Raw genomic sequence first — 24,624 nt, 5'->3', positions numbered from 1 at the left:
GCCTCCGATGGTGCCATCCGGTCGGACGCGGGTCGATGCCGAGCGCAACAGGGCGCGCGTGCTCGAGGTGGCCCGCGCGCTGTTCGCCGAGCGCGGCGACGAGGTGCAGATGGCCGACGTGGCCCGGGCCGCCGAGGTCGGCATCGGCACCGTCTACCGGCACTTCCCCACCCGCCAGGCCCTGGTCGAGGCCGCGGCGGGACACCGCTTCACCGAGATTCTGGTCTTCGCCCGTCAGGAGTGCCTGGCCGCCCCTGACCCGGGCGCGGGGCTGGACCTCCTGCTGCGCCACATCGGCGAGGTGCTCGACAGGGACCGCGGCCTGTCCGGCGCGATCGAGTCGGCGATGGGCTCCAACGAGCCGTCGGGCGAGAGCAGGAGCGCGCTGGAGGAGGTCGCGGGCACGCTGATCGAGCGCGGCCAGGAGGCGGGGGTGATCCGGGCCGACGCCACCGTCGAGGACGTCTACATGCTCGTCTGCGGCCTGGCGGCGGTGATCAGGACGGGCAGCGGCGACTGGCGCCGCTTCGCCCGGCTCGCGCTCGACGCGATGCGTTCCTAGACCTCCTCGTAGGCGACGTGGTACCGGCGCGTGTACCGGTTGAGCGCGGCGGGATCGAACCGCCCGCCCTTGCTCACCTCGGTCCTGTGCTCGATCAGGGCCTCCACCACGCACTCCCAGCCGCCGGGTGAGGAGATCTGGATCACCCGCGGCGGCGGGTTCGATCCGGGCCTGATGGCGTGCGGGACGCCGTGCGGCAGCAGCACGAACTGGCCCGCGCCCGCCTGGTGGATCCGGCCGCCGAACTCGACCTCCAGCACGCCGTCGAGGATGTAGATGCACTCGTCGGCCACATGGTGCACGTGGCGCGGCACCGGCTGCGCCACGGTGACCTCCAGCAGCGAGAACAGCCCGTCGGTGTCCTCGGTGCGGGCCTTCACGCTGAACGCGGGCGGCACCGCGACCCGGCCAGGCCGTGCCTGGCCCCGATCGAGGACGTAGCCGCGGTCCGTGTCGCCCCAGTCGCCCGACCCGGCCTCCTGCGGCCCGCCGGGCGCCGTCAGCCGCAGGGTGTGCCCGCCTTCGCCGATCGTGTGCGGGACGCCGCGGGGCAGCAGCGCGCTCATGCCGGGCGTGAGCCGGTGGGTCTTGCCGTCGAACTCGACGTCCAACTCGCCGTCGATGACGTAGACGAACTCGTCGCCGATGTCGTGGGCTCCGCTGTGCGGCTCGGAGCGGGTCTCGACCAGGGAGAAACGCCCCTGCGTGTCTTCCGGGCCGGCCTTGAGCTCCAGCCCCGGCGCGCGGGAGTCGCCCTGGTCCAGCAGGTAGAAGCGGTCCATCAGATCTCCTCAGACTTAAGCGGATACGGAATCCGATTCCGGTTAATGCCTAGCAGAAGCTCCGAAGCCCTGTCAAAAGGAGCTCTGGTGCTACATGGGCGTCGCCCTCGCTGAGAACCTCATCCAGCCCGTCGGGAGACAACAGGGTGACCGACAAGATCCGCGAGGAGACACGTGAATGTACTGGAGACGGCTGAGCTGGACGACGCAGAGCTCATCCGGCGATCCGTAGACGATCCCGAGCAGTTCGGCGTGCTGTTCGACCGATACGTGCGGCAGATCCACCACTACGCCGCCAGGCGGCTGGGCTCTCAGGCGGCCGACGACATCGTGGGGGAGACCTTCCTCGCGGCCTTCCGCCGGCGCGGATCGTATGACCTGGCCTATCGAATGGCCCGCCCATGGCTGTACGGCATAGCCGCCACGCTCGTCGCCAGGCATTGGCGTGCGGAGGAACGCCTGTTACGCGCCTTGGCGCGGACCGGCATCGACCCGCTCGGCGCGCCCATGGAGGACGAGGTGGTCGAGCGGGTGACCGCCCAGGGACAGGAGCGCCGGCTCGCGGGGGCGTTGGCGAAGCTGTCGCGCGGCGACCGCGAGGTGATGCTGCTGATCGCCAGGGAGCAGCTCAGTTACGAGGAGACCGCGCAGGCGCTCGGCATCCCGGTGGGGACCGTCAGGTCCAGGCTGCACCGGGCCAGGAAGACGATCAGGAAGGAGTTGTGATGGACGAGATGGAGGCCGTACGCACGATGCGGCGCGATGTCCCGGAGATCACGCGGGAAGCGGAGGCCCTGGCACGGCACACGCTCATGAATGCCATGCACTCGTCGGAGCCCCGGTTCAGGCTGAAGCTCGGGTGGCGGCTGGCTGTCGCGGCGGCGCTCGCCGTACTCATCGGAGGTGGGCTGGTGATGACGCGAGACCAGCCGGACATGGCCCAGGTAGCCAGTGTGAAGGAGTTGAGCGAGCGGGCCGCGCGAGCGGCGGAATACACGCCGGTGCCCGAGGCGAAGTCAGGGCAGTGGCTGTATCTCAAGGAGCGTACCGCACCACCTGCGGACGGGTTGGGCGTCGACCCCGACAGGCGCACGGAGTGGGAACAGTGGACGAGCGTGGACGGGCAGCAGTCCGCCTGGTACCAGGAGAACGGCCAGTTGCTCGTGCAGGGGACGAATCCCGGCATCGGGGCCAAGGAACTGGACGCGGAGCCGGTGACGCCGCAGACCATGTTGGAGCGGATCGGCGCCAAGCTCCACCCTATCGATCCGAAATCTTTCACCAGCGCGTTCGGAGACCCGCCTCCGTCCATGGACGACCAGCGATTTCAGGCCATCTACCAGCTGATGGGCGAGCAGCGACTACCTGCTCGGGTGAGAGCGGCGCTGTTCCGCGCGTTGCCGATGATCCCAGGAGTGACGATCACCCGTGACGCGGCTGACGCAGAAGGCAGGCGTGGCGTGGCATTCAGTTACACCGGCTCGAGCATGCGCTACGACCTCATCCTGAGTTCGGACGATTACCGGTTCCTCGGGACGTACGGCGTCATGACGCAGGACCGCATGTACGACGGGGGCAGCGACGGCAAGGTTCCTGTCAAGGCGGGGACGCCATTGGTCTGGACCGCTCTGATGGAGACACAGCTCGTCGACAAGCCGGGCCAGCGCCCGTAAAAGCTCAGGAGCGGTCCGACCGGACGATGCCGTAGATCACGCCGTCCTGCCACTCGCCCGCGCGGAAGCCGCCGCCGCGCATCACGCCCTCGCGGGTGAACCCGGCCTTCTCCAGCGCGCGCTGCTCGGCCATGTTGGACAGTTCCGTGGTCGCCTGGATCCGGTTGGTCGGCGTGTGGTCGAACAGGTAGCCGACCATCAGCTGCTGGGCCCGCGTGCCGTATCCCTGACCGCGGAACTCCGGCGCCAGGATCAGCCCGATCTCCCAGCAGAAGGCCGACCTGGAGGTGACCTGCTTGCGGAAGGACAGGAAGCCGACCCGCTCGACGCCGCGCACGATCATCAGCAATCCGCCGTCGTCGGTGAGCATGCCGTTGTCCTCCCAGCGCCGGCGGTGCTCGTGCGGGTCGTGCCAGCCGTACCACTGGAACGCGCCGGCGCCCTCGGGGTCGTTGGTCAGGCGGTTGAGGAACGCCAGGTCGTCTTCCGAGACCGCGCGCAGGGAGATTTCCATGATCAGGACACTATGCGACGGAGCAGCCGCCTGAGCCGGGACTCCGGGCGCGTGGCGGCGCCCTGCAGGGCGGCCAGCGACTCGGCGGCCGAGGGCCGCTTGGCCGGCGTCGCGTCGAGCATCCGGCGCACCACCTCGGGTACGTCGGGACCGTGGGCGTCGGCGCTGGTCGGCAGCTCGCCGGTGAGCAGCTGGTAGGCGATCACCCCGGCGGCGTACACGTCGGAGGCGGGCGTCATCCGCTCCGGCCGCTCCTGGCACTCCGGCGCCACGTAGTGCGCGTCCAGCACGTTGCCCAGCTCGTGGGCGACGGTGTAGGTGCGCTTGCCGGGCTTGGCGTAGTCGAACCCGGTCAGCACGGCGTGACCGTCGTCGGTGACCAGCACGCAGGCGGGGCTCAGCGCCCGGTGGATCACCCCGTGGGCGTGCGCGTGGGCCAGCCCGGCCAGCAGGTCCTGGATGACGACGAGCCGGGCCCCGAGGCCCATCCGCCGGTGCAGCGCCTCGCCGTGCACGTCGTCGAGCACGAGCACGAAGCGGCTCTCGTCGTCGATGGCGAAGAAGTCGCGCGGCCGTACCACGCACGGGTGCGGCGGGATCCTGGCCAGCGAGGCGTAGGCGTTGGCGATGCGCTGCCGCTCGGCCACCCTGGCCTCCTGGTCGGCCAGCGGGTCGGCCCGGTAGACGCGCAGCAGCACGGTCTCGCTGCCCGGCAGCGTCACGTTGAAGGCCCGGTACTCATCCACCTTGGCGTCGCCGCCGAGACGCTCCTGGACCTCCCAGTTGCCGAACCTGGGCGGCGCGGTGCTGCGCCGTACGGCGTGGTTGAGCGCGTCGATGATCGAGGTGCGGTACGGCCGGGCGTCAGGGCTGCAGCCGCGGCGCACCCGCGAGACGTCGCCGAGCACCTGCCGCAGCCGGTCGAACCTGGTGGTGTTGGCCGAGTCGCGGCCGGCCGGGTCGACCAGCTCGGCGTCGGGCGAGGTGAGCACGACCAGGCTGTCGACGTAGACCCGCTCGAGGCGGGTGTCATGGGCGACCAGCAGCCCCTTCAGCGCCTTGGCGGTGCCCCTGATCTTGGCGACCGGCGAGCCGAACGCCTCCCTGCGCGGCGGGAACCAGCGCGTGCCCGAGACCTCGATGCGGCCGCGGGTGCCCTTGACGTCGAGGACCACCACGGAGTGGCCCGTCAGCACGATCAGGTCGACCTCGAAGACGTCGTCGCCGCGGGGGATCTCGATGTTGTGCAGCAGCAGCCAGTCGGCGGGCGCGTGGTCACGCAGGTGGGCGATCACGCGCCGCTCCGCGTCGTTGACCGGACGTCCGCCCCCGACGATCTCTGCCATGTCGCCCATCTTCGCATGAAATCTATTGACAACATGCTGTCGTTTTGACAAGATACTGTCATGAGCGAAACGAAGAAGACGGTACACGTGGCCATCTACGACGGACTGGCCGACTGGGAGGCCGGATACGCCACCGCGCACATCAACCGCGACCTGTGGCAGCAGCGCCCCGGCACGTTCCAGGTCGTCACCGTCGCCCGCACGTTCGACCCGATCACCACGCTGGGTGGCAACCGGATCGTCCCCGACATGACGCTCGACGACCTCGACCCGGCCGACAGCGAGATGCTGATCCTGGCGGGCTCCGACGACTGGATCACCGGCGAGCTGGACGACTTCGGGCGCAAGGCCGCCGAATTCCTCGACGCGGGCACGCCGGTCGCGGCCATCTGCGGGGCGACGGCGGGGATGGCCAGGCAGGGGCTGTTCAACGAGCGCCCCCACACCTCGGCCGTCGTGGAGTTCCTGCAGGCGCAGGAGGCCTACAAGGGCGCCGAGTGCTACGTCGACGCCGACGCGGTGACCGGCGGCGACCTCATCTCGGCGGGCCCGACCGAGCCGGTGGCCTTCGCCCGCGAGATCTTCGCCAAGCTCGACCTGTACACCCCCGAAAAGCTCGACGCCTGGTACAGGCTCTACGGTAAGAGCGACCCGGCGGCCTTCTTCGACCTGATGGCGGGCTAGAGAGGCCGCGCCCGGCGAGGAGTTCCAGATGAGCGAAGAGGCGGATCTGTTGGCGGCGACCGCGCTGGCGGTGTTCCGGCTCAACGGCCAGGTCCTCGACCTGGCAGAGGGGCTGGCCCGCCCGGCCGGGCTGACCGCCGCGTGGTGGCAGGTGCTCGGCGCGGTGCTGTACGAGCCGCTGCCCGTGGCCGGGATCGCCCGGGTGATGGGCATGACCAGACAGGGCGTGCAGCGCATCGCCGACCTGCTGGTGGACAAGGGGCTGGCCGCGTACAAGCCCAACCCCGCTCACCGCAGGGCCAAGCTGCTCGAGCCGACCGACGAGGGCAGGGCCGCCATCGGCAAGATCATCCCCGGTCACGCCGAGGCCGCCGCGCGGCTGGCCGATCAGCTGGGACTCGAGGCCTTCCGCGAGGTGCCGGCGGCGCTGCGCAAGCTGTCGGACGCGCTGGAGAAGATGGAGTCCGACCAGGCGCGCTGAGGATCCGTCAACCTCACGTCAATGCGGTTCTCTCACCCTGTCGGCCATGAAACGGACACTCAAAGGGATGGCCGCAGGAGTCGCTGTCCTGAGCATGCTGCTCGTGGTCACCCCCGCGCCCGCCTCGGCCGCGAGCGGCTGGGGCGCCAAGGTGGGCAACGCGCTGGTCGAGGTCTTCAAGGCCATCATGAAGCTGGTGCAGCAGACCAAGGAGGGCCACGAGGAGCGCTCCCAGTTCACCCAGGACGTGGCGCGCGAGGCGTGGCAGGACCTCGGCGGGGAGGCCAACGTGCTGGTCTTCCTCGAGAGCGAGCGCAGGCAGAACAACTACCCGCGCGACCGCCACTGCGACCAGCCCAAGTCGTTGAGCGGCGACTACGACCACAGGTACGACGGATCGTTCCTCAACGGCGCCGACTTCAACGACGACCACGGCAACGGCACGTACGCCGAGTTCATGGACGAGAAGAGCTCCGGCAGCGCCTACGCCAAGGCGATGTGCTACCGCCTGGTCATCAGCGACGAGGGCGGCGACTTCAACTACTACCACGACGGCGGCTACGTGAACTGGGCCTACATCCCCGCCAAGGGCACGCAGGCCGACCGCCACGACGGCAACGGCGCCGTGCGCGTCACCTTCCACCCCTCGCCCGCCAAGGCCCAGCACGACCAGGGCGACCAGCCCCGTGACCCGGGCGGCGCCGAACCCGCGCACGGCAAGCGGATCACCCTGCACGGCGGCGGCAGGGAGATCTCCAACCTCACCGTCTGGGACAAGGGCGGCGGCTTCTGGGAGATCGAGCCCAACGCCACCGGCAAGGTCTTCGAGGTCGTGCCGAACAGGTGGAACGTCCAGTACGGAGCCGTCAACCACGGCGCGACGCAGCTGTGGCGCTTCCGCGGGATCGGCGGCGGCAGGTACCAGATCGTCAACAGGTACAACACCGAGCACGGCTACCCGCAGGGCGGCTGCCTGACCGTCAACGGCGACGGCAGCCTGTGGGCGCTGGACTGCAACCAGCCGGACAAGCAGACCTGGACCCTGTCCTAGATCCTCCTGGTCGCCAGGATGACGCCGGAGCCGTGCGCCAGCTCGACTGCCACCAGCCGCTCGTCGGCCGGCAGCCGCCGGCGTACGGCTTCCTGCTTGCCGCCCGCCGCGTCGGCGAAGATCAGGTCGATGGCGGAATAAATCCGCAACGGTCCGTATTGAAAGGCGCATGACGCGATCGAGATACTCCCTCCTGACTCTCTCGCTCGGCTACTTCGCGATGGGCACGCTCTCGCTGGCCGTGGTCGGCCTGGGCGCACCCATGGGCGCCTCCCTACACGTGGCGCCGGCCCGCATCGGCTACCTCGTCACCGTCTTCGCCCTGACCTTCGCGCTGGCCGCCCCCGCCGCGCCGTACCTGCTGCGCAGGTGCTCGGCGTGCCGCTGGCCGCCTACCTGTCCGTGACGCTCGGCTGGCAGCCGGCGATGATCGGCGTCGCCGCGCTGGCCGCCCTCGCGCTGCTGCTGGTGGCGCTGCTCGTGCCCGCACTGCCCGTCGCCGAGCCGCCCACCGCGCGGGCCTACCGCCAGGCGCTGCGCACACCCGGCTCGCTCGCCGCGGTGCTGACCACACTGCTGGTGCTGGCCGCCCAGTTCACCGTGTACGGCGTGGCGGGCACGTTCCTGGCCGACCGGTTCGGCGCGTCGGCCGGTGCGGTGTCCGCCACGCTGCTGGTGTTCGGGATCGTCGGCGTGCTGGCCAACGGGCTGGCCGCGCGCATCAGCGGCAGGCTCGGGGCCGGCCGTACCGTGAGCCTGGCGCTGGGCGGGCTGGCGGTCGCGCTGGTCGCGGTGCTGGTGGCGCCGGGGACGGTGGCCGTGGCGATGGCGGTGTTCGCGGTGTGGGGGTTCTTCAGCTCGCTGGTGATGGCGCCGCAGCAGGCCAGGCTGGTGGCCCTGCTGCCCGACCAGCCCGGGCTCATCCTGGCGATGAACGCCTCGGCGCTCTACCTGGGCATGAGCCTGGGCAGCCTGCTCGGCGGCACGCTGCTGCCGCTGCTGGGTGCCGCCGTGCTGCCCGTGCCCGCGCTGGTCCTGCTGGCCGTCGCGGCTTTCGCACATCGCTCGTCGAAGCGTGTAGAGAATCCGCGGGCGGTTCCGACTCAGGGGTGAATCAGCACTCCGAGGAAGGACCATGAGATGGCTCTGCAGGTGATTCGCCCAGGTGACCAGGGCTACGAGCAGCTGCGTGACACCTTCATCCACCAGGGCAGCCCCGCGCGGATCGTTCGGGCCGAGACCGCCGCGGACGTGGCCGAGGCGATCATGCTGGCCCGGCGGGAAGGCCTGCCGATCGCGGTGCGCAGCGGCGGGCACAGCGCCGCCGGATTCGGCACCAACGACGGCGGCCTGGTGATCGACCTGTCCCCGATGAACGGTGTCGAGCTGCTCGGCGACGACCTCGTGCGGGTCGGAACCGGAGCCCACTGGGGCGACGTGGCCGCCACGCTGGCCCCGCACGGGCTGGCCGTTTCCTCCGGCGACACGAGCTCGGTGGGCGTGGGCGGGCTGCTGCTCGGCGGCGGCATCGGCTGGATGGTGCGCAAGCACGGCCTGGCGCTTGACCACCTGGTCGCCGCCGAGGTCGTCACCGCCTCCGGCGAGATCGTCAGGGCCAGTGCCGAGGACAACCCTGACCTGTTCTGGGCGATCCGCGGGGGCGGTGGCAACGTCGGCATCGTGACCCGCTTCGAGCTGCGGGCCACCCGGGAGTCGGATGTCACCTTCGCCAGGATCATCTACGACGTGGCCGGCACCGAGGCCGTGGTCAAGGGCTGGCGGGACCTCATGCGCACCGCCGGCGAAGGGCTCACCACCACCCTGCAGCTGTATCCGGCCTTCGGCGAGGACGTGCCGCCGACGGTGGGGATCATGGCCGCCTACGCCGGCGCCGACCCCGCGGCCGTCGAGCCGCTGCTCGGCCTGGGCGAGGTGGTGGACTCCGAGATCACCGTCAAGCCCTACGCCGAGGTGCTGGAGGAGGCCGCGCTGCCGCCCGGCTGGCTGCCCATCGTGCGCAACCGCTTCGCCGACGTGCTCACCGACGAGCTGGTGGACGACATCCTCGCCCATAAGGACCGGGTGCCGATGATGTACGTGGAGCTGCGCGCCGTGGGCGGCGCGATGGCGCGGGTGCCCGCGGACGACACCGCGTTCGCCCACCGGTCCGCGGAGATCATGCTGTTGACGGTGGTGCTGGGCAGCCCGGACGACCACATGCCGGTCCGCGATGAGTTCGAGGCCGTCTGGCGGGTGCTCGAGCCGCACACCTCAGGCGCCTACGTGAACTTCTTCTCCGAGACCACCCAAGCCGACCTGGAGGCCGTCTACCCGGACGCCACCCGCAAGCGGCTGGCCGTCGTCAAGGCCACCTACGATCCGGACAACCTGTTCCGGGGCAACGTCAACGTACTCCCGCAGGAGTAGTCCTGTGGGGCGACGACTGGCGGCCTCCGATGGAAGATCCTGCCGGTATGGACATCCGACAGCGTTTCGCCGACTACCTCGTCGAGCTGCCAGATCGACGTGCGCGAGGCGCTGGTGGACGGCCACAGCGCCGCCGCCAGATTCACCCTGCACGCGGTGCTGCGCAAGGGCAGGCGGCTGTCGACCCAGGTCCACCTGTTCGCCGAGTACGGCCAGGACGGCCGGATCCACCGCGTGCACGGCGTCACCAGGGATGTGACGGCTCCCAGTTAATTACCAGGAACGCTCGTTAGCGTGGCCGGCATGAGGATCAGGTATCTCCTGCCCGACGCCTACAGCCAGGGCGGCACCGCCCGGGCGGTCATCGACCAGGCCAATGCCATGGCCGCGGCCGGGCACCGGGTGGAGATCGCCGGCGTGACCCGCGACCGCGACGAGCCGGCCTACCGGATCCGGCCCGACGTGCGGGTGACCGACCTGATCGACCGCAGGGACGGCAGGCGGCCGGGTCCCGCCGGGCGCGGGCGGTGGCCACGGCTGGGCGGCAGGCTCGGCGACGGGTCGCTGAGCGAGCGCGAGGAGCGGGCGGTCGTCGACTACGTCTCGACGCGGACGGGCGGCATCCTGGTCACGACCCGGCCGTCGCTCAATCTCATCTCGGCGCGCCGTACGCCCATAGATGTCGTCCGGGTGGCGCAGGATCACCTGAACCTGGGCGACTACCCGCAGGCGGTGCGCGACAGGATCGCCCGCCACTACCGGCGGCTGGACGCCGTGGTCGTGGTGACCAGGGCCAACCAGGAGGACTACCGGCGGATCCTGCCCGGCGCGCCGATCGTGCGCATCCCCAACGCGGTGCACCCCGCCGAGCGGCCGCCGCGCGAGCGGCGGGAGCCCGTCGTGGTGGCGGCCGGCAGGCTGGTCACGCGCAAGGGGTTCGACCTGCTGATCCCGGCGTTCGGGCAGGCCATGCGGCGGCACGCGGAGTGGGAGCTGCGCGTCTTCGGCACAGGACCCGACCGCGACCGGCTGGCCGGGCTCGCCGACGATCTGGGGCTGGCCAAGAACGTCACGCTCATGGGGCACAGCGACCAGCTGGACGAGGAACTGGCCGGCGCCTCGATCTACGCGCTCAGCTCCCGCTCGGAGGGGCTGCCGCTGGCGATGCTGGAGGCGATGGGACACGGGCTGCCCGTGGCCGCCTTCGACTGCCCGTCGGGGCCGCGCGAGGTGCTGGCGCACGAGGTCGACGGGCTGCTGGTGCCGCCGGGCGACACCGGAGGACTGGCCACGGCGCTGGAGCGGCTAATGTCGGACGACGGGCTGCGCAGGCGGATGGGAGAGGCGGCAGCGCAGACCGCCGGCAACTACGCTGCCGAGGTCGTCATGCCGCTGTACGAGGACCTGTTCGCCGAGCTGCTGGCCCGCGAGCCCATCGTGGACAGCTACTGGACCAACCGCTGACAAGTAGGGCCTGCACTACCTTGAAGATGGGTGGTGGCCAGGGTACGTGCGCGGGCAGTGCTCGGGATGCTAAGGAAGATCGGAAAACCGAGCCCTGGAGGCCCCCTTGGTCACGTCCGCGCCCATCAGAGGAAGCGACTTCGCTCGCCTGTCACGCAGGATCGCCGAGGTCGGGCTGCTCGATCGGCGACCCGGCTACTACGCCGCCAGGATCGGCCTGGTCGGCGGGCTGTTCGCCGCGGGCTGGGCGGCTTTCGTGATGATCGGCGACTCCTGGGCGCAGCTGCCCGTGGCCGTCTTCCTGGCCGTGATGTTCGCCCAGGTGGCGCTGCTGGCCCATGACCTGGCGCACGGCCAGGTGTTCAGGACCAGGCGGGCGAGCAAGGTGGCCGGGCTGGTGGTAGGCAACCTGCTGATCGGGCTGGGCTACGGCTGGTGGCAGGACAAGCACACCCGCCACCACGCCAATCCCAACCACGAGGAGCGCGACCCTGACGTCGCGCCCGACGTGCTGCTCTGGTCGCGCGGGCAGGCGGCGGTCAGCCGCGGCCTGCCCAGGTTCATCGGCCGCCACCAGGCGTTCCTGTTCTTCCCGCTGCTCACGCTCGAGGGCCTCAACCTGCACGTCTCCAGCGTGCGCGCGGTCGTCGGCGGCAAGGTGAAGAGCCGCGCGCTGGAGGGGTGGCTGCTGTTCGCGCACTTCGCCGCCTACCTGGGCGTGATCTTCGCGGTGCTGCCCTTCGGCAAGGCGCTGGTCTTCCTGGCCGTGCACCAGGCCTGCTTCGGGATCTACCTGGGCTGCACGTTCGCGCCCAACCACAAGGGCATGCCGGTGCTGACTGAAAAGGACGAGCTGGACTACCTGCGCAAGCAGGTGCTCACCTCGCGCAACGTGCTCGGCGGCCACCTCGTCACCACGGCGCTTGGCGGGCTGAACTACCAGATCGAGCACCACCTGTTCCCGAGCATGCCGACGCCGAACCTGCGCCGCGCCCGGCCGCTGGTCAAGGCCTACTGCGCGGAGATCGGCGTGCCGTACGCCGAGGCCGGGCTGCTGGCCTCTTGGGGGCAGGCGCTCAGGCATCTCCACGACGTCGGCGCGGAAATCCGGGTTCGTTAGGAAATTTTCCTAACGAACCCCTTGACCCGAGCAGGTGCGTCCGGTGACGCTGCGTTCACCGGAATCGATCTGTGGAGGAACCATGGGCCGCCGCGCCGCTCTGGTCCTGTTATCGATGATCGCTCTGCTCTTAGGTGGCACCACGCACGCCTACGCGGCCACGACGCAGCAGACGTTCCTGACGTTCTACGGGTGGTGGGACAACACGCCACCCGGCGGAGACATCTCCTACCCCCAGATCCACAGTACGGCGGGCGGTAAGGGCACCTACGCCGACCCGATCACGTTCGCCACCTCCTCGGCCGAGGCCAAGCCCGGCACGAAGATCTACGTCCCCCGCGTGAAGAAGTACTTCATCATGGAGGACTCCTGCCAGGAGTGCGGCGAGGACTGGAGCGGCCACGGCCCCAACGGCGGGCCCGGGCTCTGGCACTTCGACCTGTGGCTGGGCGGCAAGGGCGGCAACGCGATGAACGCCATCGACTGCGAGGACGCCCTCACCCACTACAACGCCGACAGCACCCCGACCATGGAGCCGGTCATCATCAACCCCGGCTCGAACGAGACCTACGACCCCACGCCGATCTTCAACACCTCGACCGGCGAGTGCTACGGCGGCGCCAAGCCGAACACCACGGTCGGCTCCTACCAGAACGGCTCGTCGGGCCAGTGCCTGGACGACCCGAACAACAGCTCCACCTCGGGCACCGCGCTGAAGGTGGCGGCCTGCACCGGCGCGGCCAACCAGCGCTTCACCTTCCACGGCGCGTTCCTGGTCATCAACAACCTGTGCGCCGCCATGTCGGGCAGCACCATCGTGATCAACACCTGCACCGGCGGTCCGTCCCAGCAGTGGTCGATCAACCCGAGCGGCACGATCTCCGACATCCAGACGGGCCAGAAGTGCATCCGCCAGTCGGGATCGAACGCGGTGGCGGGCAGCTGCTCGGGCTCGGCCAGCCAGTGGACCTTCACCCCCGCCTCCGACGTCTCGCTGAGCGCGACGCCGGCCTCGGGCTCCACCGCCCCGGGCGGATCGGTCACCGCGACCGTAGCGGCCACCGGCGCCGCGCAGCAGGTCACGCTGTCGGCCTCCGGCCTGCCCGCCGGGGCGACCGCCTCCTTCGACCCCGCCTCGGTCACCGTGCCGGGCAACTCGACGCTGACGATCGCCACCACCGACGCGACACCGCCGGGCACCTACCCGGTGACGATCACCGGAGCGGGGGCCACGGCCACCTACACGCTCACGGTCACCGGCTCGACGCCCGACTACCAGGCCGAGGACGCGGTCCTGTCCCAGGCCGGGGTGTTCACCAACCACACCGGCTACACCGGCACCGGGTTCGTGGACTACGTCAACGCGGCGGGCGGGTACATCGAGTGGACCGTCAACGCGGCCACCGCCGGCTCGTACAGCGTGGCGGTCCGCTACGCCAACGGGACCACGGCCGACCGGCCGGTGGACATCGCGGTCAACGGCACCAAGGTGTCGTCGGTCGTCTTCACGCCCACGACGAACTGGGACACCTGGGCGACGAAGTCGGTGACCGTACAGCTGGCGGCGGGGGCCAACAAGATCAGGGCGACCGGGACCGGCGCGACCGGCGGGCCGAACGTGGACAAGATCACGGTGACGCCGGTCGTGGCGGCCACGGACTACCAGGCCGAGGACGCGGTGCTGTCGGCTGCCGGGGTGTTCAGCAACCACACCGGCTTCACGGGCACCGGGTTCGTGGACTATGTCAACGCGGCGGGCGGGTACATCGAGTGGACCGTCAACGCCGCGACGGCGGGCTCGTACACGCTGGTGGTCCGCTACGCCAACGGGACCACGGCCGACCGGCCGGTGGACATCGCCGTGAACGGCGCGACGGTGTCGTCCGTCGTGTTCACGCCCACGACGAACTGGGACACCTGGGCGACGAAGTCGGTGACCGTACAGCTCGTGGCCGGGGCCAACAAGATCAGGGCGACCGGGACCGGCGCGACCGGCGGGCCGAACGTGGACAAGATCAGCATCTAGCGATTTGAAACGATCGGTCCAAAACCTGGTAGTGTCATCGGCATGGCACGACCGAGGCAGTTCGACGAGGACCGGGCGGTCGAGGCGGCGATGCGCGCGTTCTGGGACGCGGGCTACGAAGCCACCTCGACCGCCGACCTCTGCACCGCGACCGGGCTGGGCCGCAGCAGCATCTACAACACCTTCGCCAGCAAGCACGACCTGTTCGAGCGGGCGCTGCGCCGCTACACGACGGGCAAGAACGCCGAGCTGGCCGAGATCCTCGACGGCGAGGCGCCCACCAGGCAGAAGGTGCGCACCCTGCTGCGGCAGGCGATCGAGGACGCGCGCGGCTGCCTGGTCGTCAACACCCTGGTCGAGCTGGCCCCGCGCGACCCGGTCGTGGCCGAGATGCTGCGGCGCGACCACGACGTGCGCTTCGCGGCGCTCACTGCGGCGATCGAGTCGGGCATCAGGGCAGGCGAGATCGACCGGGGCAAGGATCCCCAGGCGCTGGCCCGCTTCGTGATCGCCACGATCGCCGGCATGCGGGTCGCGGCCAGGTCGGGAGCCGCCAGGCAGGAGCTCGAGCAGATCGCGGAAACCGCGCTGAGCGCTCTCTGAGTTTTTCGTGCCCTCATTTTGAACTGATCTATCTAAAACTTTCGGGAGTTCTGATGCCTCTCGCCGTCTACGTCCTGGGCTTGGCGATCTTCGCCCAGGGCACGTCCGAACTGATGCTGGCGGGCCTGCTGCCCGAGCTGGCCGCCGACCTCGGGGTGTCGATCCCGGGTGCCGGGCTGCTGATCTCCGCCTTCGCGCTGGGGATGCTGGTCGGCGCGCCGGTCCTGGCGGTGGTCACGCTGCGGTGGCCGCGCCGTACCGCCCTGCTGGTGTTCCTGGCGATCTTCGCGCTGACGCACGTGGTGGCGGCGCTGACGCCCAGTTACGGCGTGCTGTTCGCGACCCGGGTGGTGGGCGCGTTCGTGTACGCCGGGTTCTGGGCCGTGGCGGCGACCACCGCGATCGGCATGACCGAGCTGAAGGGCAAGGCGATGGGCGTCGTGGCGGGCGGGCTGACCGTGGCCACGATCGTCGGGCTCCCCGCCGGGACCGTGATCGGGCAGCACCTCGGCTGGCGGGCCGCGTTCTGGGCGGTGGCGGTGATGTCGGTGCTGGTGATGATCGGCGTGTTCGCCACGATCCCGCGCCGGATCTCCGGGGCGGTGCCCCGCATCAAGGACGAGCTGCGCGCCATGGCCAACCCCAGGCTGTGGCTGTCGTACGCGACGACCGCGCTGGCCACCGGGGCGATCTTGGCAACCTTCAGCTACCTGGCGCCACTGCTGACCGACGTCACCGGGCTGCCCGCCGCCTGGGTGCCGGCAGTGCTGGCCGTGTACGGGGTCGGGTCGCTGGTGGGGATCACGATCGGTGGACGGACCTCGGACGCGCGGCCGTTCCCCACGCTGTACGCGGGCGTCCTGGCGCTGGTGGTGATCTCCGCGGCCATCGCGCTCTTCGCCAGGGTGCCGCTGCTCGCCGTACCGCTGGTCGTGCTGCTCGGCGCCTTCGGGTTCGCCATCAACCCGGCGCTGAACACGCGGGTGTTCGCCGAAGCGGGGGAGGCGCCGACGCTGGCCACGGCCACCAACTTCTCGGCCTTCAACGTCGGCATCACCGCCGGTCCGTGGCTGGGCGGCCTGGCGATCGGCGCCGGGCTCGGCTACCAGTCGGTGGCCTGGCTCGGCGCCGCGCTCGCCCTGGCCGCCCTGGCCACGGTGGCGGTCGCCGCTAGAACGGAAGCGCGAAACCGTGTAGCGCTCGCGACAGGTCGTTGACCCTGGCGTCGCGCGTGTCCACCGGGTCGAGCCGGAGGCTACGCTCCAAGGTCGCCATGATCGAGGTCGTGTCGTAGACGGTGTGGTCGACGCCGGACCTGAAGAAGGCCTTGCTCAGCAGCAGCGCGGGCAGCCGGGTGCCGGGGCCGAACTTGTCGACGGCGGGTGGCGAGACGTGGTCCCACTGCCCGCCGTTCTCGTCGTAGGTGACCACGACGAGGGTGTCCTTGGCCTGCGGGCCGTTCACGACCGCCTTCAGCAGCTCGACCAGGTGGTCGTTGCCGTTGGGCTCGCTGGCGTAGCCGGGGTGCTCGTTCTCCGCGCCGTACGGCTTGACGAAGCTGACCGACGGGAGCGTGCCGTTCTTGGCCGAGGCGATGAACTCGGTCTCGTCCTTGAGGTGGGCGCGGCCCGGCTGGCCGGGGGCATAGGCGGCGAAGTAGTTGAACGGCTGGTGGTGGTACTGGAACAGCGGCCCGGGGTGGCCTGCCTCGGCGTCGTTCCAGCCTCCGGCGTACCAGGCCCAGGAGACGCCGGCGTCGCTCAACCGGTCCCCGATGTTTGGATATTTCGTGTCATCGACGAGCGGCAGCTGCGGGCCGCCGCCGTGCGGCGCGCTGGCCGGCTGGATCGTGTTGACCGCGTAGTCGCCGCAGGCCAGGTTCGGATTCGCGTCAGCCCCGCAGGACTGCGTGAGCTGGGCGTCCTTGACCGTGGTGGCCGGGTGGTAGAGCGGGTAGCTCGCGTTCGGGAAGCCGTTGGCGTCCACGATCGAGTGCAGCCCGTCGGGGCTGGTGTGGACGGGCGCGCGGGCCGCGATCAGGTACTGGTGGTTGAGGAACGAACCGCCGAAGGCCGCCTGGAAGAACCGGTCGGCGATGACGTAGTTCGGGTGCCCGTGCTCGTGCAGGTAGCGGTAGATCGGCAGGTTCTTGGTGTCGTAGTGGCCCATGGTGAGCCCGGTCGCGTCGCTGCCGGTCACGTAGCGGTCCTGCTTGCCGCCGTCGATCTGGTACTGCTCCTGGTAGAAGCGGTGTACCAGGTCCCGCGTGCAGCCGCCGGGCTCGGCGCCCGCGCTGTCCTTCAGCACCCCGTTCGGCGCGAAGACTCCCGGCGCGGGGCAGGTCTTGTCGGCGGGCTTGATGTAGTCGTCGATCAGGAAAGGCTGGTCGGTGAACGCGCTGTTGTCGCAGGTCGCCGGCAGCGGCGGCGAGCTCAGGTTCACGTCCGTCTGCGGCAGACACTTGTACGGCGTGCCGTCCTGGCCGACCTGCGTGGTGTGCCGCGCGAAGCGCAGCCCGTCCACCGGCTCCCAGCCGACGCGGTCCCAGATGCCGTAGAGGTTGTCGAAGCTGTGGTTCTCCTGGTAGATCACCACGAGGTGGGTGAAGCGGCCCGCCACGCGCGGGGCGTGGGAGGCCTGGGCCGGGGAACCGGCCGATAACAGGCCGGCGATGATCGCCGGCACGAGAAGCATCTGCCGTCGCACTGTCGTTCCTTTCCGGAGATGACTGCCATCGACTTTCCCGCCCCGCACGTGGCGGGGCAAGCCATCTCAGTCGTCATCCGGCGTAGAGGTGGTTCCGGTCATCGGCCGGCCGGGCTGGGGACGTGGGTTTCGCGGAGGGCGATGACGGCGGCCAGGCTGATGAGGCCTAGGAGTAGGTGGGCAGCAGCCCGACCCCGACCGTGGCCAGGCCCATCAGCAGCAGCGAGGCGATCAGCATGGCCTTGCGCCCGAGCCGGTCGCCGAAGTGCCCCCACAGGATCCCGCCCACGGGCCTGGCCAGGAAGCCGACGCCGAGGGTGGCGAAGGAGGCCAGCGTGCCTGAGGCGGGCGACAGCGTGGAGAAGACGCCACTCCTCCGGTTGCTTCCGGTCAGAGTAGATCGTCAGACCGGACCCCGCTAGCGATGATCCGCGGTTCGGTCAGCCAAGGACGAACCTCGACAATTCATCCTCTGTACGATGCGCGGCGTGAGCGACGACTCTTTCGTGATGAGCACCGGACGCCTGGAGGCGTTCAGCGACGGCGTGTTCGCCATCGCGATCACCCTGCTGGTGCTCGAGATCCGGCTGCCCGAAGGCTGGGAGAAGGACCTCGGGGGGGTGCTCATCGGCCTGTGGCCGTCCTACCTCGCCTACGTGGTGACGTTCCTGCTGGTGGGGATGGTCTGGATGAACCACCATCGGATGTTCCACTTCATCCGCAGGACCGACGGCATGCTGCTGGCGCTCAACGTGCTCCTGCTGATGGATGTCGCCTTCCTGCCGTTTCCCACGCACGTGCTGGCCGAGGCGCTGCACGCCGAGCACGGCACCCAGATGGCCGCCGTCTTCTACGGAATCGTGCTGGTGATCGGCGGCATCTTCTACAACGCCGTGTGGTGGTACGCCTCGTCGGGGCACCGCCACCTGGGCGGGCACATCACCCCGGCGGAGGCACGCTCGCTGCGGATCCGCTGGGGCATGGGGCCGGTGTCCTACCTCGTGGCGACCGTCATCGGCGCGTTCAGCGCGGTAGCCGCGCTCGTGTTCTACGTGTTGCTGCTCGTCTTCTACATGTTCGACATGCGCCCCAGGCGCCGGGCCGGGTAGCGCAACTGGAGGTCAGCGGTGATGGACGGACTCCACGGTGTGCAGGCGCGGCTCGAAGCTCTCGGCGATGGCCGCCGCCTGGCCCATGTGCACCTGGGCTTCCGGGTCGGCGAGCATCGCGTGGAAGGCCTCGGCGCTCTCCCACTGGGCGTAGTTGACGACCCGATCGCCGTCGAGGCTCGCGTGGATGTTGGCCGAGATGAACCCCGGCCGGTGCCGCATCACTTCCTCGGTCGCCGTGACCAGCAGGTCCACCAGCTCGCGCTGGCGCTCGGGGCGGACGGTGAACACGTTGATCAGCGTGGCGAGCTCGGCCTCGGTGGAGATGGTGGTGGTCATGGACGCCTCCTATGTCAGGTTCCTTACATAGGCCATTATGTGTAAGGTTCCTGTCATGAGTCAACTCGATCAGCGGGTCGCCTACCTGGTCAAGCAGGTGGCCGATGCCTTCCGCCGGGCGAGCGAGCGACGGCTGCGCGAGCTGGGCCTGTCGATGGCGCAGTACGCGGTGCTGCGGGCGCTGGCCGACGTGCCGGGCGCGCCGGCCGCCGAGCTGGCCCGCCGTACCTTCGTCACCCGGCAGTCACTGCGGGACGTGCTGGGCGGGCTGACGGCGGCGGGACTGGCGTCGGTGGCGCGCGAGGCGACGGCCGGCCGGGCGCTGCCGGTGACGCTGACCGACGAGGGGCGGGCGCTGCTGGAGCGGGCCGAAGCGATCGTGCTCGAGGTGGAGGAGCGCATGATCGCGGGACTCCCCGCGGACGAGCTGGCGGGGCTGCTCAGAGCCTGCGCGGAAAATCTCGCCTAGCGGGCGATGAGTACGGCGGTCCGGCGAAGTACATCCTTCTGTGGTCCTGCCCGGGGTGCTCCGCCAGGGCAAGGACACGCTGCGGGAGTACTTCAGGGGCGCCGCCTACGCCAACGCGCCGGCTCACTGATCGGGTACGGCGGGGCTGTACAGCCAGGCGTCGAAGAGGTCGTCGAGCGGCTGGGCGGTGTACTGGCGGGCGAGCTCGGTGAAGCGGCCGGTGGATACCGTGCCGTGCCGGTAGTCGGCCGTCCACTCGCGCAGCATCGAGAAGAACGCCGGGTCGCCGAGCGCGCCGCGTAGCGCGTGCAGCGTGAGCGCGCCGCGCTTGTAGACCCGGTCGTCGAACAGCCGCCTGGCCCCTGGGTCGGCGAGCACGAAGTCGCCCGGCTGGGCGGCCAGCCTGCGATGCCAGCGGGCGGCGTGCTCGTCGGCCCGCTTGCCGCCCGACGCCTCCGACCACAGCCACTCGGCGTAGCAGGCGAACCCCTCGTGCAGCCAGATGTCGCGCCAGTGGCCCAGCGTCAGGCTGTTGCCGAACCATTGGTGCGCCAGCTCGTGCGCGACCAGCCGCTCGTTGCCGCGCCGCCCGTCGGCGTGGTTGGACCCGAAGATCGAGATGCCCTGCGCCTCGACCGGGATCTCCAGCGGGTCGTCGGTGACCACCGCGGTGTAGGCGCGGAACGGGTACGGGCCGAAGAGCTCGGTGAAGGCGTCCAGCATCTGCCGCTGCCGCCCGAAGTCGTACTGGACCCGGGTGGCGAGCCGCGTCGGGTACAGCAGCCGGATCGGCACCGGCCCGGTCTGCTCCACCCGGCGATAGCGGCCGATCTGCACGCTGGCCAGGTAGGCGGCCATGGGCTCGGCCTGCTCGTAGACCCAGGTGGTGGTGCCGCCGGCGTGCGTCTTGGCGGCCAGTTCGCCGTTCGCGATCACCTGGTACGGCGAGGCCGTCCTGACCGTGATCCGGTAGGTGGCCTTGTTGTCGGGCCGGTCGTCGCACGGATACCAGGACGGCGCGCCGATGGGCTGGCTGGCCACGATCACCCCGTCGGTCAGCTGGTCCCAGCCCAGCCCGCCCCACGGGGACTGCACAGGCCGCGGGCTGCCCGCGTAGCGCACCTCGATGGTGAAGCGCCTGCCCTCCTGGATCCAGTGACGCGGCGTGATCTGCAGCTTGTCCGCCCGGTGCGTGTGACGGACCCGCTCGCCGTCCACCAGCACCTGCCCCACGCGGAAGGCACCCAGGTCGAGCTCCAAGCGCTCCAGCGGATCGAGGGCACGCGCGGTCAGCACCGCGACGCCGCTCAGCCGGTTGGCCGCCACCCGGTAGTCGAGCTCGAGGTCGTAGTGCTCGACCCGGTAGCCGTCGTTGCCGTGCGACGGGAAGTACTGCGCCAAGTATTCACTCCAGCCACGCCGCGATCGGGTTGCCGAACCAGCGCGTCCGCGCGGGCAGCGACTCGCCGCGCATCACGAGCGACGCGGGCCCGACCGTGGTGTGCCGGCCGATGCTCGCGGCCGGCAGGATGACTCCGTGCGGACCGAGGGTTGCGCCCTCGGCCAGCTCGACCGTGTCGATGCTCATCACCCTGTCATGGAACAGGTGCGTCTGCAGCACGCACCCCCGGTTGACCGAGACCCCGTCGCCCAGGTGCACCAGGTCGATCTCCGGCAGCCAGTACGTCTGGCACCACGCCCCGCGCCCGATCTTGGCGCCCATCGCGCGCAGCCACAGGTTCAGCGGCGCCGTGCCCAGCCACGGCTGCGCGAACCAGGGCGCGGCCAGCACCTCGACGAAGTTGTCCGCCAGCTCGTTGCGCCACACGAACGAGCTCCACAGCGGCCGGTCTCCCGCCTTGATCCGGCCCAGCAGCGCCCACTTGGCCAGGCAGGTCACCAGCGCCGCGGCGATCCCGGCGCCGCCGATCACCAGGCCGCCCAGCGAGATCGCGGCGGCCGGGCCGTACTGGATCAGGAGCCGGCCCAGCGCCGCCGCGACGAGGATCGCGAGCGAGGCGCTGGCCACCGCGGCGAGGAGCCTGCACAGCTCGACCAGCGCCCTGGCCAGCTTGAGCCGGGCGGGCGGGTCGTAGGTGCGGCTGCGGTCGGCGTCCTGGACGGTCCTGCGCAGCTCGACCGGCGGCATGCCCAGGTAGGACGAGCCCGCCCTGGTCTTCTTCGGCGCCGCCGACAGCACGCCGACCAGGCCGTCCTTGGGGACCTTGCGGCCCGGGGCGGTCATGCCGGAGTTGCCGAGGAAGGCGCGCTTGCCGATGCGCACGTGGTCGATGCGCAGCCTGCCGCCGTCCAGCTCGTACGGCGCGACCATGGTGTCGTCGGCCAGGAACGCGCCGTCGCCGACGGACGTCATCGCCGGCAGCGCCAGCACGGTCGACAGCTCCACGTCCCTGCCGACCTTCATGCCGAGCGCGCGCAGCCAGGCCGGGGTGAACGTGCTGGCGTACAGCGGGAACAGCCACACCCTGGCCATCTCCATCAGCCGCCCGGTCGCCCACGCCCGCCAGGCCATCGCGCTGTGCACCGGATGGCTGCCCGCCCGCAGCCCGATCCCGAGCAGCCGCACGCACACCAGCACGATCAGCGCGAACGCCGCCATCGACACCACGACCGCCAGCGGCGTCCACGCCCACCCGGCCCTGACGATCATCAGCCCCGGGATCGCCGCCAGCACCGGTACCAGGCTCAGGACCAGCGCCGATATGGCGTACGCGGTCGTCCAGCGCCGCTTGCGCGCCGGCCGTTCGCCCCGCTTGCTCGCCTTGCCCGTCCGTACGGCAGGCGCGCCCGCCCACCGCTGCCCGGACGGCACCGCCCCCGCCACCGAGGAGCCGGGCATGACCTGGGCGTTCTTGCCGATCCTGGCCCCGGGAAGCAGCGTGGCCCGCGCGCCCACCCGGGCGCCCGTGCCGATCCTGATCTCGCCCACGTGCAGCAGGTCGCCGTCCAGCCAGTAACCGGACAGGTCGACCTCGGGCTCCACGGCCGCGTTGCGGCCCAGCCGGAGCAGGCCGGTGATCGGCGGCATGCTGTGCAGGTCGGCGTCCGCGCCCACCTGCGCGCCCAGCGCCCTGGCGTAGTGCGTGATCCACGGCGCGACCGACAGGTCCTGGATGCCCAGCCGGACGGTCAGCTGCTCGGCGAACCACAGCCTGAGGTGTACGGCACCGCCACGCGGATACGTGCCCGGCTCCAGCCCACGCAGCAGGAGGCGGGCCGCGGCCGCGGACAGTGCGATCCGGCCGAACGGGGTGAAGAACACCGCGATCCCCGCGACGCCCCACAGCAGGGCCGCCGGGCTGCCCGTCAGCAGGCCGATGACCGCGGCGACCACGGCTAGCCAGCGCACCGCGGTGACTGTGAGCAGGGGCAGCATCAGCACGGTCTGCACGAACGCGACGCGGCGCGGCATCGGCTCGACCGTGCGCCCGGTGTCGGCCGCGGGAGCCGTCTCCGCGAGGCGGGCGGCCAGGGCGCCGAGCGTCGGGTGCTCGTAGATGTCGGCCACGGCGGCCGACGGGTAGCGCTCGCGCAGCAGCGTCACCAGGCGGGCCGCGGCCAGGCTGCCGCCGCCCTCAGTGAAGAAGTCGGCCTCCGCGTCGCCGACGCCCTGGCCCAGGACCTGCTGCCAGCACTCGGCCAGCCACCGCTGCGCGCCGGTCAGGTTGTCCGGCACCTCGGTGGTCAGCGGCCACGGCAACGCGTCCCGGTCGATCTTGCCGGAGGTGCGGGTCGGGAGCTCCTCCACGATCGCCAGCCGGGGCACCAGCGCGGCGGGCAGCGCCTCGGCCAGCCGTACGCGGGCCGTCTGCTGGTCGAAGTCATCGGACACCACGACGTAGCCGACCAGGAGCTGGCCGCGGACCGCGGCCGCGGCGCCGGCCACGCCCGGCAGGGCCTGCAGGGCGGCGTCCACCTCGCCCAGCTCGATGCGGCGGCCGCCGAGCTTGACCTGCTCGTCGGCGCGGCCCACGAAGATCAGGCCCTCGGGCTCGGCCTTGACCAGGTCGCCGCTGCGGTAGGCGCGCGCCCAGCCGAGCGAGGGAAGCGGGGCGTACTTTTCCGCGTCCTTGGCCGGGTCGAGGTAGCGGGCCAGGCCGACTCCGCCGATCACCAGCTCGCCCGTCTCGCCCATGGCCACCGGCTCGCCCTGCTTGTCCACGACCGCGAGCTCCCAGCCGCGCAGCGGCAGGCCGATCCTGACGGGACCCTCGCCGGTCAGCTGCGCGGCGCAGGCGACCACGGTCGCCTCGGTCGGTCCGTAGGTGTTCCACACCTCTCGGCCCGGTACGGCCAGCCGGTCGGCCAGCTCGGGCGGGCACGCCTCGCCACCGAAGATCAGCAGCCGGACGTCGTCGAGCGTCTCCGCCGGCCACAGCGCGGCCAGCGTGGGGACCGTTGAGACGATCGTGATGCCGCGCTCGACCAGCCATGGGCCCAGGTCCATGCCGGTGCGCACCAGCGCGCGCGGCGCGGGCACCAGGCAGGCGGCGTGGCGCCAGGCCAGCCACATCTCCTCGCAGGAGGCGTCGAAGGCGACCGACAGGCCGGCCAGGACGCGGTCGCCCGGGCCGATCGGCTCGTCGGTCAGGAACATGCGGGCCTCGGCGTCGACGAACGCGGCGGCGCTGCGGTGGCTGACGGCCACGCCCTTGGGCTTGCCGGTCGAGCCGGAGGTGAAGATGATCCACGCGTCGTCGTCGAGCTCCGGCTCTCCTTCGACGCCCATGGCGGGGCCGCGCACGATGATGTCGTCCTGGATGACCGCGCACACGTCGGCCTCGGTGAAGACCGTTTCCGCGCGCTCGTCGGGGTCGTCGGCGTCCACGGGGACGTACGCGGCGCCCGCGTGGAGGACCGCGAGGATTGTCACGTAGAGGCGGATCGTTCCGGATGTGATGCGGATGCCGACCCGGTCGCCGCGGCCCACGCCGTACTGCTTGAGCCTGTCGGCGAGCGCGTCGACCTCGGTGAGCAGCTGCTCGTAGGTGAGGACGGTCGCGCCGTCGTCCAGGGCGGGGTCGCCGGGGTGGCGGTGGGCGGTGGCGGCCAGCACGTCGATCAGCGTGCGCGGCGGGAGCGCGGGCTCGTCCGTCAGATAGACGGCGCTCGACCATGTGCGCAGGTCGGCAGGGTCGAGCACGGGCTGCGGCATGCGTGGCTCCCTGTTTTCGAGGGCGGGCAGCCACAGCGCGGATGTAGCTGAGGACTTACTTGGCCGCCGGATCGGCGCCTGTCGCGCCTCCC

26 protein-coding genes are annotated in these 24,624 nt (G+C 70.8%); 17 read left to right on the top strand and 9 right to left on the bottom strand.

The genetic code is table 11. The features are described from left to right. The first annotated feature begins 7 nt into the window (after positions 1-7). Complete coding sequence (locus tag ACIBHX_RS31390) at positions 8-562, top strand: TetR/AcrR family transcriptional regulator (protein ID WP_397070944.1); 555 nt, start codon at positions 8-10, stop codon at positions 560-562. Here ACIBHX_RS31390 and ACIBHX_RS31385 read toward each other — a convergent pair. Further along, entirely contained in the window at positions 559-1,344 is a 786-nt protein-coding gene (locus tag ACIBHX_RS31385) for a cupin domain-containing protein (protein WP_397070943.1), read from the bottom strand. The genes ACIBHX_RS31390 and ACIBHX_RS31385 overlap by 4 nt on opposite strands. 174 nt (positions 1,345-1,518) lie before the next feature. Here ACIBHX_RS31385 and ACIBHX_RS31380 point away from each other — a divergent pair, with 174 nt between their 5' ends. Together ACIBHX_RS31380 and ACIBHX_RS31375 are read left to right on the top strand one after the other, a co-directional pair. After that, positions 1,519-2,070: an RNA polymerase sigma factor gene (locus ACIBHX_RS31380; protein WP_397070942.1), complete on the top strand. Its 552-nt coding sequence runs from the start codon at positions 1,519-1,521 to the stop codon at positions 2,068-2,070. Further along, a complete protein-coding gene (locus ACIBHX_RS31375) occupies positions 2,070-3,017 on the top strand; it encodes a CU044_5270 family protein (protein WP_397070941.1) in 948 nt (315 codons plus the stop codon). Before ACIBHX_RS31380 ends, ACIBHX_RS31375 begins: the two co-directional genes overlap by 1 nt. A 4-nt stretch (positions 3,018-3,021) precedes the next feature. On the opposite strand, the gene ACIBHX_RS31370 is transcribed toward ACIBHX_RS31375, so the two are convergent. Both ACIBHX_RS31370 and ACIBHX_RS31365 read right to left on the bottom strand, forming a co-directional pair. Next, positions 3,022-3,531 carry a GNAT family N-acetyltransferase gene (locus ACIBHX_RS31370; protein WP_397070940.1) on the bottom strand — a complete coding sequence of 170 codons (510 nt, stop codon included), beginning with the start codon at positions 3,529-3,531 and terminating at the stop codon, positions 3,022-3,024. 2 nt (positions 3,532-3,533) lie between these two features. Further along, on the bottom strand, positions 3,534-4,877 hold the full coding sequence (locus ACIBHX_RS31365) for an NERD domain-containing protein kinase family protein (protein ID WP_397070939.1): 1,344 nt from the start codon (positions 4,875-4,877) through the stop codon (positions 3,534-3,536). A 60-nt stretch (positions 4,878-4,937) separates the two neighbouring features. Between ACIBHX_RS31365 and ACIBHX_RS31360 the strand changes: the two genes are divergently transcribed. The 3 genes from ACIBHX_RS31360 to ACIBHX_RS31350 are packed head-to-tail and all read left to right on the top strand — an operon-like array spanning position 4,938 to position 7,093. Next, on the top strand, positions 4,938-5,561 hold the full coding sequence (locus ACIBHX_RS31360; protein ID WP_397070938.1) for a DJ-1/PfpI family protein: 624 nt from the start codon (positions 4,938-4,940) through the stop codon (positions 5,559-5,561). A gap of 28 nt (positions 5,562-5,589) precedes the next feature. Beyond that, the gene (locus ACIBHX_RS31355) at positions 5,590-6,042 is read left to right on the top strand and encodes a MarR family winged helix-turn-helix transcriptional regulator (protein WP_397070937.1); all 453 of its coding nucleotides are present in this window, start codon (positions 5,590-5,592) and stop codon (positions 6,040-6,042) included. A 46-nt stretch (positions 6,043-6,088) separates the two neighbouring features. After that, a complete protein-coding gene (locus tag ACIBHX_RS31350; protein ID WP_397070936.1) occupies positions 6,089-7,093 on the top strand; it encodes an RICIN domain-containing protein in 1,005 nt (334 codons plus the stop codon). On the opposite strand, the gene ACIBHX_RS31345 is transcribed toward ACIBHX_RS31350, so the two are convergent. Then, complete coding sequence (locus tag ACIBHX_RS31345; RefSeq protein WP_397070935.1) at positions 7,090-7,242, bottom strand: hypothetical protein; 153 nt, start codon at positions 7,240-7,242, stop codon at positions 7,090-7,092. The two genes, ACIBHX_RS31350 and ACIBHX_RS31345, sit on opposite strands and share 4 nt — an antisense overlap. Positions 7,243-7,262: 20 nt before the next feature. Between ACIBHX_RS31345 and ACIBHX_RS31340 the strand changes: the two genes are divergently transcribed. The 9 genes from ACIBHX_RS31340 to ACIBHX_RS31300 all read left to right on the top strand — a co-directional run bounded on the left by ACIBHX_RS31340 (position 7,263) and on the right by ACIBHX_RS31300 (position 15,950). Then, positions 7,263-7,499: a hypothetical protein gene (locus ACIBHX_RS31340; protein WP_397070934.1), complete on the top strand. Its 237-nt coding sequence runs from the start codon at positions 7,263-7,265 to the stop codon at positions 7,497-7,499. Beyond that, a complete protein-coding gene (locus ACIBHX_RS31335) occupies positions 7,472-8,206 on the top strand; it encodes an MFS transporter (protein ID WP_397070933.1) in 735 nt (244 codons plus the stop codon). The genes ACIBHX_RS31340 and ACIBHX_RS31335 overlap by 28 nt, the downstream gene beginning before the upstream one ends. 27 nt (positions 8,207-8,233) lie before the next feature. Then, positions 8,234-9,520, top strand: a complete 1,287-nt coding sequence (locus tag ACIBHX_RS31330) for an FAD-binding oxidoreductase (protein WP_397070931.1) — start codon at positions 8,234-8,236, stop codon at positions 9,518-9,520. Between the two features lie 99 nt (positions 9,521-9,619). Further along, positions 9,620-9,793 (top strand): hypothetical protein, encoded by a 174-nt coding sequence (locus ACIBHX_RS31325; RefSeq protein ID WP_397070930.1) that lies wholly within the window; start codon positions 9,620-9,622, stop codon positions 9,791-9,793. Between the two features lie 30 nt (positions 9,794-9,823). Next, on the top strand, positions 9,824-10,984 hold the full coding sequence (locus ACIBHX_RS31320; protein ID WP_397070929.1) for a glycosyltransferase: 1,161 nt from the start codon (positions 9,824-9,826) through the stop codon (positions 10,982-10,984). A 106-nt stretch (positions 10,985-11,090) separates the two neighbouring features. Beyond that, a complete protein-coding gene (locus ACIBHX_RS31315; RefSeq protein WP_397070928.1) occupies positions 11,091-12,104 on the top strand; it encodes a fatty acid desaturase family protein in 1,014 nt (337 codons plus the stop codon). Between the two features lie 115 nt (positions 12,105-12,219). Continuing rightward, positions 12,220-14,130 (top strand): CBM35 domain-containing protein, encoded by a 1,911-nt coding sequence (locus ACIBHX_RS31310; RefSeq protein WP_397070927.1) that lies wholly within the window; start codon positions 12,220-12,222, stop codon positions 14,128-14,130. 42 nt (positions 14,131-14,172) lie between these two features. Beyond that, positions 14,173-14,733 (top strand): TetR/AcrR family transcriptional regulator, encoded by a 561-nt coding sequence (locus ACIBHX_RS31305; protein WP_397070926.1) that lies wholly within the window; start codon positions 14,173-14,175, stop codon positions 14,731-14,733. Between the two features lie 53 nt (positions 14,734-14,786). After that, positions 14,787-15,950 (top strand): Cmx/CmrA family chloramphenicol efflux MFS transporter, encoded by a 1,164-nt coding sequence (locus tag ACIBHX_RS31300; RefSeq protein ID WP_397070925.1) that lies wholly within the window; start codon positions 14,787-14,789, stop codon positions 15,948-15,950. On the opposite strand, the gene acpA is transcribed toward ACIBHX_RS31300, so the two are convergent. Continuing rightward, positions 15,904-17,439: an acid phosphatase gene (acpA, locus tag ACIBHX_RS31295; RefSeq protein ID WP_397070924.1), complete on the bottom strand. Its 1,536-nt coding sequence runs from the start codon at positions 17,437-17,439 to the stop codon at positions 15,904-15,906. The genes ACIBHX_RS31300 and acpA overlap by 47 nt on opposite strands. 166 nt (positions 17,440-17,605) lie before the next feature. After that, positions 17,606-17,728 (bottom strand): hypothetical protein, encoded by a 123-nt coding sequence (locus ACIBHX_RS31290; RefSeq protein WP_397070923.1) that lies wholly within the window; start codon positions 17,726-17,728, stop codon positions 17,606-17,608. Positions 17,729-17,927: 199 nt separating this feature from the next. Between ACIBHX_RS31290 and ACIBHX_RS31285 the strand changes: the two genes are divergently transcribed. Then, complete coding sequence (locus tag ACIBHX_RS31285; protein WP_397070922.1) at positions 17,928-18,548, top strand: TMEM175 family protein; 621 nt, start codon at positions 17,928-17,930, stop codon at positions 18,546-18,548. 12 nt (positions 18,549-18,560) lie between these two features. Here the strand turns inward: ACIBHX_RS31285 and ACIBHX_RS31280 are convergent, their stop codons facing one another. Continuing rightward, on the bottom strand, positions 18,561-18,887 hold the full coding sequence (locus tag ACIBHX_RS31280; RefSeq protein ID WP_397070921.1) for an antibiotic biosynthesis monooxygenase family protein: 327 nt from the start codon (positions 18,885-18,887) through the stop codon (positions 18,561-18,563). A gap of 55 nt (positions 18,888-18,942) precedes the next feature. Between ACIBHX_RS31280 and ACIBHX_RS31275 the strand changes: the two genes are divergently transcribed. Continuing rightward, a complete protein-coding gene (locus ACIBHX_RS31275) occupies positions 18,943-19,356 on the top strand; it encodes a MarR family winged helix-turn-helix transcriptional regulator (protein ID WP_397070920.1) in 414 nt (137 codons plus the stop codon). Positions 19,357-19,479: 123 nt separating this feature from the next. Here ACIBHX_RS31275 and ACIBHX_RS31270 read toward each other — a convergent pair whose 3' ends face one another. Continuing rightward, entirely contained in the window at positions 19,480-20,757 is a 1,278-nt protein-coding gene (locus ACIBHX_RS31270; RefSeq protein ID WP_397070919.1) for a M1 family metallopeptidase, read from the bottom strand. A 4-nt stretch (positions 20,758-20,761) separates the two neighbouring features. Then, positions 20,762-24,532, bottom strand: a complete 3,771-nt coding sequence (locus tag ACIBHX_RS31265; protein WP_397070918.1) for a Pls/PosA family non-ribosomal peptide synthetase — start codon at positions 24,530-24,532, stop codon at positions 20,762-20,764. Positions 24,533-24,624 lie beyond the last annotated feature (92 nt).

This window comes from Nonomuraea sp. NPDC050536, assembly GCF_044457685.1.
Taxonomy (GTDB): Bacteria; Actinomycetota; Actinomycetes; order Streptosporangiales; family Streptosporangiaceae; genus Nonomuraea.
This window is presented reverse-complemented; position numbering and strand designations above follow the sequence as displayed.